Raw genomic sequence first — 11,768 nt, 5'->3', positions numbered from 1 at the left:
AGTGTGGAGGAGCATGCCTCAATCGAACCAGCGTGGGATTGAAACTCTTTTCTTCCATATTCGCAATTTCGGGGTCTTTCAGCCTCAATCGAACCAGCGTGGGATTGAAACCCCGGAAATTAGGATCTCAAATCAACATCCGCCACGGGCCTCAATCGAACCAGCGTGGGATTGAAACCAAGATCCGGGCCGCCAAGCTCCCTGCGATGGCAGCGCCTCAATCGAACCAGCGTGGGATTGAAACTTGTGCATCCAGGCCTGGGGGCCGCGCCCGTCGGAGCCTCAATCGAACCAGCGTGGGATTGAAACTTGACCTCGATCAGATTCTGAGCTGTAGAACCGCTCAGGCCTCAATCGAACCAGCGTGGGATTGAAACGTCGGGAAACGCCTCGTTCACAAATCGCCTCACGTAGCCTCAATCGAACCAGCGTGGGATTGAAACGTGATCTACAGCTCCCCATCCCAGTGGTGGACCATCGCCTCAATCGAACCAGCGTGGGATTGAAACCGGGATCTGCCTCCATATGGGAGTTGCCAGTGGAAGCCTCAATAGAACCAGCGTGGGATTGAAACGGTAGAGGGCCCTACATCTTCTTTTCACGCTGACCCGCCTCAATCGAACCAGCGTGGGATTGAAACCAGATCCCGACGGTCCTTGTTCCGGCCCAGCCAATCGCCTCAATCGAACCAGCGTGGGATTGAAACGAGCCCGCTCCCCCCAGGCCATGAGGGTCTCCTCCGGCCTCAATCGGACCAGCGTGGGATTGAAACCGGCCCGACGAACACGATGCGGTCCGCCCGCACCCCATGCCTCAATCGAACCAACGTGGGATTGAAATGCCACGACACAATGGCCATCGCCTCGTGGATGGGCAGCCTCCATCGAACCCGCACGCGTGGTGTAAGAATCACGGTGATCGGATGATCTGATGATTGGCACTCTGGGCAAGAGGAGAAAAGCCCAGGTCTAAGGGGATGAGGATCGAGAGGACTAGGAAACGAAGGGGATTCAAGGCCCGAAGCCCATGGCTCTCCTTTTCCTGGAGGCGCGGGCTTTCCGTCTCCTGGAAGCGCGCCCCCGGTTTGAGTCGCGCTCGCTACCGGATTACGCGAAAGACCGGCATCCCCACGACCCGGACAAGGATTAAACGGAAGTTGAGGCGTAAGTTGATGGCAGCGCTTCTACGCTCGCTCGGGCTGTGAGGTGGGGCAAGCCTGTCTTCATCGAACGAGGCAGTGGCAGCCTTCAGCACGCGCGGAATCGGCGGGGATTTGATAGAGCGATGTGCGATAAGGAAATAAAAGAGCCCCCGATGTCGGGGGCTCGGCACACTGAGTCGCCCTCCATCGCACCCCGGCGAGGGCCCCCTCAACGGCACCCGCACGCCTCCGGCGACGGGCAATCGCATACTTCGGCGATCGCCTCGATCTCCACCCGGGCCCCCATCGGAAGGGCCGCCACGCCCACCGCCGAACGCGCCGGCGGACGCTCCGGAAAGAACTCGGCATAAACTGCGTTCATCCGGGGCCACTCCGAAAGATCGATCAGAAAGACCGTCGTCTTCACCACGTGGCGTAGACAGGACCCCGCCGCCTCCAGGATGGCCCGTAGGTTCTCCAGCGCCTGCCGGGTCTGGCGCTCGATGTCCGGCCCCGCCAGCTCGCGGGTCTCCGGCACCAGGCCGAGCTGCCCCGCAGTGAAGATCAGCTTCCCCACCCGAATGGCCTGCGAATACGGGCCCACCGCCGCAGGGGCCCTCTCCGTGGAAATCGCTTCCCGAGCCATCGATTTCCCTCCCACGAGGATGTCCAAGCGAACAGGGCCCGCCAGAGGCGACCCTATGCGGAGCGCGATCCATAAAGCACATGCTGCCGAACGGCATGGCACAGCAGGCAGAGGGGGTCCCCACAGAGCAACGCCATGGGATCCCGGCCCAGGAGCTCCAGGAGGAGCTGAACCATCCGCTCCATGGGAAGCCCCTGAACCGCCCATTCCCCCAAATGGACCCGCCGGGTGGCCGGCTCCAGGAGCGGGCCCGCCGCCTCGAACCCCCGACGACACCCCGGGAAACCCGGCAGCTCCACCACCCGCCGGTCCATCAACGCCCACCGCACAAAGGTCTTCCGCCCCGCCATGGCTTCCACATAATGGATGGCCACGTTCATGGTGTGATCCGCCCCCACCAGGATCACATCGCCGCCCTCCGCGTGGAGCCAGCGGATCGGCCCCCACGGATCCAGGATGGATTGGGCGGAAGCCGCCGCCTCCGCCTGCGGGCCCACCGCGAGGAACGACAGAACCGGATGCTCGCTGCGGCGCGCACCCGGCAGGCGCCGCGCCACCTCCCAGAACGGCTCCCACTCCGGGTCCGCTGGCAGATCGGGATGGAAGAAGGTCGCCCGCGCGTTGGCCCCTTGCATCGCCAGGTAGACCACCCCGTTGTCCGGCGGCCCCACCCGGGGGTAGACCATCGTCCGGGAAGTGAACGCAGGGGTCAGCCACGTGGCCCCCCGCATCACCGCTTGAACCGCCCCCAGCACGGTGGCGATGCCCCCCCGCACCTCATTCGCCGCTTCAGGGGCCACCAGGATGAGCGCCGGGCCCTCCGGGTTCCAGCGAACGGCCTCCAGGGCCAGGGTCAGGGTCCGGAAACCGATTTGCGCACTCACCAAGCTCAGCGTCCTTTCCACTCCGGCTTCCGCTTCTCAATGAAAGCCTGCATGCCCTCTTTCTGATCCTCGGTGGCGAACAGGAAGTAGAACAGCCGCCGCTCGTAGTCCAGGCCATCCCGCAGGCTGGTCTCGAAGGCTTTGTTCACCGCCTCCTTGGCCAGGCGCACGGCGATGGGTGGCCGGGCAGCGATCTCTTTCGCCAAGCGGATCGCTTCCTCCAGATAAGTTTCCACCGGGACCACGCGGGAGACCAGCCCGGCGGCCTCGGCCTCACGGGCATTCATATAGCGGCCGGTGAGGATCATCTCCATCGCCTTGGACTTGCCGATGGCCCGGGTCAGCCGCTGGGTGCCCCCAGCCCCAGGCATCACCCCGATGTTGATCTCCGGCTGGCCGAAGACGGCGGTCTCGGAGGCGATGATGATATCACATGCCATCGCCAGCTCACACCCCCCGCCCAGACACCACCCCGAGACGGCCGCGATAATCGGCTTGCGGACCCGCTGGATCCGATCCCAACGGGCGATGTTGTCCCGGAGCAACATCTCCACCGCGCTGGCCTCCGCCATCTCTTTGATATCCGCCCCGGCGGCGAAGGCCCGCTCGTTGCCGGTGATCACGATGCAGCGGATCCGATCGTCCCGATCGAACTCCTCCAGGGCAGTGGCCAGCTCCTCCATGAGGACGCTGTTGAGGGCGTTGAGCTGCTGGGGTCGGTTTAAACGAATCAACCCCACGTTCTCAATCGTTTCCACAAGGATCGAAGTATAAGCTGTCATCTCTCCCCCCTCGTTCATGGTTTACGCCCGGAAGTTCAGGAGGAAGATCGCCTCCAGCGTCGCATAAAGGTTCAACGTCATATGCATCAGGATGGGCGGCCACAGGGAACGGGTGCGCGCTCGCAGGCCCGTCAGCGCCAATCCGACCAGAAACGACTGGGCGATCCAGAACCACTGATCCGCTGTGCCACCATAGGTGAACAGATGGAACAGCGCGAAGATCAGGGAGACCAGGTAGATGGAGAACATCGGGCCCACCCGCGCCGCGAGGGCCGGGTAGAGCAAACCTCGGAAGAGCAACTCCTCGGTCGGCGGCCCGACCAGAACCGTGAGCATCCCCATCGCCGCCCATCCCAGGGGATCCCTTCCCCGGAACAGGGGAACCAGCGTCTCCGGGATCACCGGGCGCCCCAGGGCCATGGTCACCGCGTCTAGCGCGATCCCTAAGCCCAGGGCCAGGACGGGCACCGCCCACAGCGGGATCCGGATCGGGGGGACCAGACGGAGGGCCTGGCGCAGCGGCCCTCGCACCCACAGGCGCAGGCCAGCCCCCAACGTCAGCAAGATAAACAGGTAAATCAGGGTGTTGGCTAGACCCATGAAACGCCCGCTGGAGGATGCGCGCTGAAAGACAGCCTCGAAGGGCTGGTTGGGCTCAAGGAGCACCCAGTAGATCAGGAAGAGGAGGACGCCGAGCATGAACTGGGCCATCAGAAAATACGCCAGAGCGGACACGGCGAAGCCGATCCCCCAAGGCGGGGCCGGCTCCAACTCTTCCGTTGGGGAACGCGGCGATGAACGTGTGGGCATCGTCTACACACTCCTGATCGATGTTATAGAGAAACCGCTACTGCTTCATCCAGCTTTGTTTTTGGGGGTATGCAGTTGAGAAGACGGGCGGGTCCCTCCCCCCTAAATCTTCCGGGGGTTGGGCCGAAGGCCCCCCGGCCCAACCCCCGGAAACCCCCAATTTATGGACAAGGCACTACCACCCCCTCACCCAGGCTTGTTCGATGCCCAGCCATCCGGTACGAGGCGGGTTCAGCGCCTGCTCGTACACCCGAGCGAACTCCGCTTCAAAGAGGGCGGCCATCCCCGGATCCGCCACGATCAGGAAGTTCTCATCGTTGTCCTGGGCGGCGTTCCGGGAGAAATTATATGAGCCGAAGATCACCACCCGGCGATCGATGACGAACACCTTGTGATGCATCGTGTATGGGTTGCCATCCTTCAGCGCATCAATCCCGACCTGCCGGAGGCGCCGGAACTGGCTGGCCGGCGCCTCCGCCCCCACGGTCTCGAACACCCCATGGATCTCCACCCCCGATCGAGCGCGCTCCAGCAGCACGTTCGCGATCTGCGGGTGGGTGAAGGCGAAGGCCATGAATACGATTCGTTCCCGCGCGCCCTGGAGGGCTCGCTGGATCGCTTCAACGGTGGGATCCTCCGGCGCGAAGTAATTTTCCACCGGAACGCCCTCGATGGTCAATCGAGGGACGGTGTCGCCGGAGGAGCGGGCCGGGCCAAAGGCCCGTCGCTCAAACATCGCGGCGAACTTGACTGCATAATTGCGGGCTAAGTCCGGCGAGCGGATGAGGGCCGCGTTGTTGTTGTTCTGATAGGCGTCGTTGTCGGTGAAATTCATCGAGCCGGTCCACACGAGCTCGCCGTCGATGACCATGAATTTGTTGTGCATGTAACCTGGCCGCTCATCGGTCACCACGGGGATGCCCCCCGCCCGCAGGCGGGCGATCGCCTGGGTGTCGGCGTTGTCGGTCTCGGTGACCACCCGAACGCGGACGCCGCGATCCCGGGCCCGCAACAGGGCCTCCGCGACCGGCATCCAGTCGATGTCGTAAACCGCCACGTCCAGGGTTCGGCGCGCGCCGTCGATGGCCGCGATCAACGCATCCATCACACCCCCTCGATGGAAACTTGGGTCGTCCGGGAAACGGGGCGTGGTGAAGAAGACCTCATACCAGCGGGATCCCGTCCCCTCCGGGGATGGAGGGGGTGGAGCGGCCGGACGGTTCAGACAATATTGGGCAGCGAGCAACAGGATGGCCAGGAACAACAGACCGATCAGCCCGGAAAGCGGCGGGATCCCCCGTATTGTATGGAGGGTCATCCGGCGAGGATGCCGCGAACGGGATGTTCCCATAGGTTCCTCCTGACCCGACGGGTCATGCTGTGGATGTTCGGCGGGGCGAGGGCGCGCCCCCCAACCCCCATGGGGGAGTTCATTCCTTTAAACTTTATCAGTCGGCGCCGGAATAACCGGGGCGCCAGGAAGACAAGGCCTCCAACGTCCAAGCCAGGCGCTCCTCCATGGTCCAGGATGTCCACTCCGGCGGCGTGCGAATCCCCCATTCCGCCAAGAGCCCATCGGCTTCGTCCGGAGGGGACTGCACAGCCCGTCGGATCCGACGCATCGCCCGATGTAGGGCCTCGCCGGTTTCTTCGGGATGCGGGCCGATCCGGGCCAGGGCCCACTGGAGCAAGCGCTGGGCCTGAGCATCCGTCAGACCGCCCCGCCAGCTTTCATCCTCTAATATCCGCTCCAGCCATATTTCGTGGACAGGCTCCATTCTCAATGTCCCCCGTTTGGAATCCCATCCCATTGGCGTTACGCCGTTCGGGGCCCGCGGGAAGGAGAGGAGCCCCGCGAAACGGGCGCCGGAGCGCCCCGTGACGAACAACCCGATTACGGTCCCTCGATCCGCAACGTATACGGCGCGGGCTCCGTGGTGAACCGGGCGAGGGCCGAAAGGGCCAGGACCACGCGGCGGTCCGGGCCTCCCTCCAAAGTCCATGCCCCCCGTCCGTCCTCCCCCACCGGGAGGCGTTCGATCCGGACCGTTCCATCCGATCGGACGCGCAGGATCTGCAGGGCGAAACGAACGGGGACCCGTGGGGCGACCCGGGCCCAGCCCTCGGCGACCCACCCGGAGTCCGCTTCCGCCCCATCCCGGAAGCCGATCTCCGGGATCTCGATGGCATCCAGGGCCACCCCCGGCCGGTTGACCGCGTCGTCCGTCACCACCTCAAACCGGAGCCAGATCACCCGGCCTGCGTAGGGCGTAAGATCGACGGTTTCCGTGATCCAGCGCGGTCCCCCGTCCCCCCCGCTGATCCCCGTGTAGCCCCATCCCAGGTTGTTGTGGTTGGGGTTCGCGTCGGTCCCTGACGGGGTCCGCAGAATCGTCCAGCGCTGTCCGCCATCGGTGGAGACGCTCACGTAGGCGTAGTCCCAGTCCTGCTCCAGGTCATACCAGATCCGGTAACGCAGGGTGGCCCGGCGCACCCCTCGTAGGTCGATCTCCCGGGTCAAGCGGGGGTTGCCTTCATCCCCCCGTGCCGCATACCAGAAGCGGTGCCCCTCAAAAGGGGTCGCGGCGACCAGGGGCAAGGTGGGGGTTCCCTGGAAAACCAAACGCAGCGCCTCGCCGGCGGGAAGCTCGATGTAATCGGTCGCGTAGGGGAAGACGGATTCCCGGATCTCCTGGGGCGTACGACGGACGGTGGCCGCCCGATGGGGCTCCGGAAGCCGCAGGGCCCGATACCGAGGGCCATCCGAGAGATCCATGTGGTCGAGGAAGTTGGCCGCCACCCACTCCAAGAAAAATTCATCCGCATCCATCCCGGCTCCGATCTCTTGAAGTACGCGATCCACCGCGGACAGCCCGTTCTCCGGATGGGCCACCAGACGTCGGGTGGCCTCTTCCCCGAAACGTTCCAGGAAATACTCCAAAAAGAGGAAGGCCGCTCCGTAGTGTTCCGCGTTCCCCTCCTCGTGAGGCGCCCAGGTGTTGAGCTGGGTGTCAGGCTGGAAAAGGAACGTCGTCTCGAAGCCGCCTCCACGATAGCCGCTCAGGAACGCGGCAAGCTCCGAGGCCCCTTCGTTCAGCCAGGTTTCCTCGTTGCGGTCACTATACCAGTGGATCATATGTTGGAATTCGTGGGCGAGGACCCCGTTGTAGAAATCCGAGTTCACCCGCACTGCATCCAAATTAATGTAAAACATCTCCGCCTCATTGGAATCCGAGCGCACCGCCCGGGGGAATTCATCTTTGCTGGCGTAATAGCCGGCCACGCTCCCCATCCCCGCCGCGTGAAGCACCACGAGGCGCGGATCGCAATCCACCCCCGGGGTCCACTCGCTTCCAAAGAAAGAACGGACCGTGGGATGGATCCGCCGCTCGAAGGCCTCCGCCGCGGCTTCCAGGCTGGCCTGGCTCACCCGGCGGCCTTCTTCCACCCACATATACAGGTGGGGGGTCTTCACCCGCAGGACAGCGGTCACTGTGAATGTTTCGTTTGTGTCGTTGTTCGAGACTAGGAAGGTCCGCCGCGTGCCCACCGGGAGATCCCTCTCCCCTCGGCATGCGGTCGTGGGGGTCTCCGGCGGCAATCCCTGATACCGCACCGCCAGATCCCGCAGGTCCCGGATCGGCAGATCGGTCCCTAAGAGGAGCTGGAGGGTTTCCTCCGCCTCATGGCGGCTCGCCCCGGCCGGCGTCACAGCTGGGGTCGCGGTCCACCGCGGCGAAGGGGTGGGGGGCGTCGTGGGAGGCCGCGAGCTTTCTTGCCCCCCACACCACCCGCCACCGAGGGCCAGCCCGAGGGCCAGCGCGAACATCGCTATCCGTTTCACGCATCGCCTCCCAACCTTGAAGATCCTACAAGCCCGCACAGTTAATGATAGCCCACATGGCGGCGGCTTGGACGTGGGCTTCGGACAGCCATCAGTTGTGATTGCTCTGTTGCAAACAACATGAGGAGATTATCCTAACCCAGAGGGATGAGCTTTTGATTCGTGGACTTTCTGTGATGGGTGGGCCGCCTACGCGGCCCACCCATCACAGAAAGTTTTATCTTTGCAACAAAGCAAGTTGTGAGGCTCACGTCCTCATAATCCAAGTTTTGAACTTAAGATGGTTCAAACCATTGGGGGTTGAAACGATTCGAAGTTATATGTTAAAATTCTTAAGATTCATGACTCTTGAGCTGACCGGTAGCGGTAGGACACCGGTCCGCCAACCGTCCCGATCGGCCCGAAAACCGATGAATCACCAGAGGGGCTGGCGATGGCGAGTATCCCGCTTTCCATGCTTTGGGAGAGGCTTGAGCCAGGGGACTGGGTGATCTATACCGAATCCGGGGACGCCCGCCAACGTTGGATTCTCGATTCGATGTTTCACACGCTGGCGTCGAGAGGCTATCGGCTGATCCTCCTGGAACACACAGGGATCTGCGAGAAGGATCCGCCGGGTTTCCTGAACGTCTACCGCCTGAACGCCTCCAAATGGGATCTGCCACTGTTTGAAGCCCTGGAGCATATCCTGAGGGAACACGCATCCCCAGCGGTGATCCTCGCGGAGGGTCTGGCGGAATGGCTGCATGAGGCTCCTTCCCGCTGGGCCCTCGTGGAGCGCCTTCGCCAGGGCGCGCCAGCGCTCTGGATCGTCATCGCTCGGGACCAGCCTGGCCGGCCGGACCCCGTCTGGATGTTCGATCCATCCGCCCAACTGGTCCTGATGCCAGCCTCCGGATCGCCGAGCACGCCTGTGATCGCCTGGGTTCGGAGGGCTATCGGATCCCTGGCGCCGGGGTTCTATCGAGCGCATCCCCCACCGGCCGCCCGGCTGGAGCCTCTGTTTCTGAGCTCCCAACACCTTGAGGCGATGGGTGGAGCGGAATCCCACCATCAAGGTGAACGCGCTTCCATAAACCCGCCGGCTGATCCTTCCCCGCAGAAGAATCGCGGCTTGGAACAGCATCTCGCGCTCATCCGTCAGATTCTCACCAGGGCCCAAGAGGCCACGGATCTTCCATCTTTTCTGAACGCATTGATCCGGGAACTGGTGGAACGGTTAGGCTTCGACCGAGGGGCCATCACCATGCTCCGTGAGGGGGTCCTAGAGATCATCGCCGAACATCGGGCCCATGGCGGCCCCTCAGCTCTGAGGGAGCGCATCTCCCTGCAAGACGATCCCCTTTCCGCCACGATCATCGCAACCGGCCGTCCGTTGGTTCTCAGCGATGTGCGAAACGGAGCGCCTTTCGGGAGCTCCAAGCCCCTCATCCAGCGCCTGAGGATCCGCTCCACTATAATCGTCCCCCTGATCGCCCGCGGGCAGGTCATCGGAACCATCGGTTTGGATGCGGTGAAGCAGCCTCGATCCTTCGACGAGGCGGAGGTCGAGCTGATCCAGACCATCGCCGCAGCGGTCGCTGGCTTCATCGAGCGGATGCAGTGGCTGGAGGAGGCTCAACGCCGGGCCCGCGTGCTCGAGACGCTCCGTAGCATCCTGCATGAGGCACTCGCATCCGCTGAGCCTCGGCGCTTTATGGAAGGCGTCCTAATGCACATCTGCACAGCGTTTGATCTTCCCTTCGGCGCGATCTGGATCGGCGAACAGATTGTGACCCATGGGATTAGTACGGATCAGCTTGCGTTCGTCCTTAAAGCTTCCCGAGAGGCCAGCTACCGTCTTCATGCGGTGGATTCGATCCCCGATTGCGCCGCGATGCCGCCCTCTCCACTGCGCAACGCCCTCCTGCAACTCGGGATCCGAGCGACCCTCTCCGCGCCCATCTACAGCGAGGGTCAACCGATCGGCGGCCTGGCCGTGAGCCGCCCTCGGCCGCACTTCTGGTCCGCTGAGGAGCGCGCATTGCTGGAGATGGCGGCGGAGGAGATTGGACTGGTAATCGCACGCATCCAGGCCTACCAGAGCCTGCGGATATTCTACGCCCTGTCCGATGCGCTGTCGTCGCTCCAGCACCCGGAGCCGGCCCTGGGGAACGCCCTGGAAGCCTTCCGGATCCATCTAAACGCTTCCCGAATCTGTATCTACACGCCCGATCCGGAACGCTCGGGGCAGCTCATCGCATGGGTTTGCGCCGGGATGCCCTCCATATCTCCCACCGACCAGGTTCGCTGGGAGGGGCCCCTCTGGATCCGTCAGGCGCTCCAGAGGGGAGAGCTCTGGCTGGAGGATTGCCGTGCTCAACTCCCCGAGGCGCCTGACCAGGCCCTCGCCCTGCTCCCGCTGCAGGCCAATGAGACCTTCCTCGGCCTTCTCGAAATCGCCTGGGCGACTCCTCGGGTCTTCGATGAATCCCTGCGCGTCATGGTGAAGCGGGCGGCCTCGATCCTGGCGTCCGGCATGCTGAACGTTGGCCTGTGGAAGGAGCTTCAGGAGCGCGTCCGCCAGCTGGAAGCCCTCAACCGGGCCCTGGAGCAAGCCTTGGTGGCACGGGAGCAGATGATCCAGAACGTCTCCCATGAGCTGCGAACCCCCTTGGCGGTCATCCAGGGATATCTGGAGCTCATGGACCAGGAAGCTCTCGGCCCGCTCACCTCGGACCAGCGGCAGGCCCTGGGGGTCATGCGGGAGCGCCTGAACGTCCTGATCCGCTATGTGGAGCTCCTCCTGGCCCTGCAGGAGATCCGCGCCGGCGCTCGCTCTTTGAGCTTCCTGGATCTGCGGCAGCTCACCCAGATGGCGTGTCGGGTTTATCGGACGCGGATCGATCCCCAGCGCCATTCCCTTCACGTCTATATGCCTGACCATCCGGTGTGGGTGCTTGGCGAGAGCCAGCTGCTGCTTCTGGCTTTCTCAGAGCTCCTGGAGAACGCTGTCAAGTTCTCCCCTCACGGAGGGGCCATCGATGTCTCCCTCCAGGTACAAGGGGACGAAGCGTGCCTTCAGGTTCGCGATGAAGGGGTCGGCATCCCGCCTGAAGCGCTCCCGCGCGTGTTTGAGCCGTTCTATCAGGTCGATGGCAGCACCACCCGCAAGTTCGGCGGAATGGGCATCGGTCTGACTGCGGTGAAACAAATCGCCGAGGCCCACGGCGGACGCGTGGAGATCCGGAGCGAGCTCGGCCGCGGGACATGCGTGAGCCTGTGGTTGCCGATTGTCCGCACGTAACGCGGGCCGGAGAACCCCCTTTTCCGGCCGAGCGGGATCTAAGGCGAAAGGGCCAAAGCCCCCTCCCCTGCATTGAACTCCCATTTGACGAAAGGCATCTCCCATATCTGACGATCGGCATCCTCGCCTAGGGCCCGTCGGGTATATACTTAATCGAAATAAAATCAGCAAAATTGACTGAACTTGGAGCGCGCCGGAGGGGAGTGTTCCCGGCCCCATGGGCCGATCGAGATTGTGCTGAACGGAGGTTCAAGATGGCTCGACCAATGGTCACCGTGGATGGGAACGAGGCAGCGGCGAATGTCGCGTATCAATTGAGCGAGGTGATCGCCATCTACCCGATCACCCCCTCCTCCCCCATGGGGGAGCTGGCGG

General features: G+C 63.4%; 8 protein-coding genes and 1 CRISPR repeat array. Of the genes, 1 reads left to right on the top strand and 7 read right to left on the bottom strand.

Translation table 11 applies throughout. The features are described 5' to 3' along the window. Positions 1-15 precede the first annotated feature (15 nt). Positions 16-840: direct repeats of the CRISPR family, unit length 30 nt; unit sequence GCCTCAATCGAACCAGCGTGGGATTGAAAC. A gap of 530 nt (positions 841-1,370) precedes the next feature. The 7 genes from ACFMO5_RS14050 to ACFMO5_RS14020 form a co-directional block, all read right to left on the bottom strand. Next, a complete protein-coding gene (locus ACFMO5_RS14050; RefSeq protein WP_376793375.1) occupies positions 1,371-1,787 on the bottom strand; it encodes a RidA family protein in 417 nt (138 codons plus the stop codon). A 53-nt stretch (positions 1,788-1,840) separates the two neighbouring features. Further along, complete coding sequence (locus ACFMO5_RS14045; protein ID WP_376793374.1) at positions 1,841-2,692, bottom strand: AAC(3) family N-acetyltransferase; 852 nt, start codon at positions 2,690-2,692, stop codon at positions 1,841-1,843. Continuing rightward, positions 2,677-3,453, bottom strand: a complete 777-nt coding sequence (locus tag ACFMO5_RS14040; protein ID WP_376793373.1) for an enoyl-CoA hydratase — start codon at positions 3,451-3,453, stop codon at positions 2,677-2,679. Before ACFMO5_RS14040 ends, ACFMO5_RS14045 begins: the two co-directional genes overlap by 16 nt. Before the next feature lie 21 nt (positions 3,454-3,474). Then, positions 3,475-4,263, bottom strand: a complete 789-nt coding sequence (locus ACFMO5_RS14035; protein ID WP_376793372.1) for a lysostaphin resistance A-like protein — start codon at positions 4,261-4,263, stop codon at positions 3,475-3,477. A gap of 175 nt (positions 4,264-4,438) precedes the next feature. After that, positions 4,439-5,614, bottom strand: coding sequence for a phosphatidylserine/phosphatidylglycerophosphate/cardiolipin synthase family protein (locus ACFMO5_RS14030; protein WP_376793371.1), 1,176 nt, complete (start codon positions 5,612-5,614; stop codon positions 4,439-4,441). 97 nt (positions 5,615-5,711) lie between these two features. Beyond that, positions 5,712-6,041, bottom strand: a complete 330-nt coding sequence (locus tag ACFMO5_RS14025) for a hypothetical protein (protein ID WP_376793370.1) — start codon at positions 6,039-6,041, stop codon at positions 5,712-5,714. 116 nt (positions 6,042-6,157) lie between these two features. Then, a complete protein-coding gene (locus tag ACFMO5_RS14020) occupies positions 6,158-8,107 on the bottom strand; it encodes a hypothetical protein (RefSeq protein WP_376793369.1) in 1,950 nt (649 codons plus the stop codon). 433 nt (positions 8,108-8,540) lie between these two features. Between ACFMO5_RS14020 and ACFMO5_RS14015 the strand changes: the two genes are divergently transcribed. Then, positions 8,541-11,393: a GAF domain-containing protein gene (locus tag ACFMO5_RS14015; RefSeq protein WP_376793368.1), complete on the top strand. Its 2,853-nt coding sequence runs from the start codon at positions 8,541-8,543 to the stop codon at positions 11,391-11,393. Positions 11,394-11,768: the final 375 nt, after the last annotated feature.

The sequence above is a fragment of the Thermoflexus sp. genome (genome assembly GCF_042408365.1).
Taxonomy (GTDB): Bacteria; Chloroflexota; Anaerolineae; order Thermoflexales; family Thermoflexaceae; genus Thermoflexus.
The sequence above is the reverse complement of the archived record's forward strand: the minus strand, read 5'-3'. Positions and strand labels throughout refer to the sequence as shown.

What these genes read in the sequence shown, in the direction of transcription:
- ACFMO5_RS14035 (WP_376793372.1), bottom strand. Translation starts at nt 4,263, where the DNA reads ATGCCCACACGTTCATCGCCGCGTTCCCCAACGGAAGAGTTGGAGCCG.
- ACFMO5_RS14040 (WP_376793373.1), bottom strand. Translation starts at nt 3,453, where the DNA reads ATGACAGCTTATACTTCGATCCTTGTGGAAACGATTGAGAACGTGGGG.
- ACFMO5_RS14015 (WP_376793368.1), top strand. Translation starts at nt 8,541, where the DNA reads ATGGCGAGTATCCCGCTTTCCATGCTTTGGGAGAGGCTTGAGCCAGGG.
- ACFMO5_RS14025 (WP_376793370.1), bottom strand. Translation starts at nt 6,041, where the DNA reads ATGGAGCCTGTCCACGAAATATGGCTGGAGCGGATATTAGAGGATGAA.
- ACFMO5_RS14030 (WP_376793371.1), bottom strand. Translation starts at nt 5,614, where the DNA reads ATGGGAACATCCCGTTCGCGGCATCCTCGCCGGATGACCCTCCATACA.
- ACFMO5_RS14050 (WP_376793375.1), bottom strand. Translation starts at nt 1,787, where the DNA reads ATGGCTCGGGAAGCGATTTCCACGGAGAGGGCCCCTGCGGCGGTGGGC.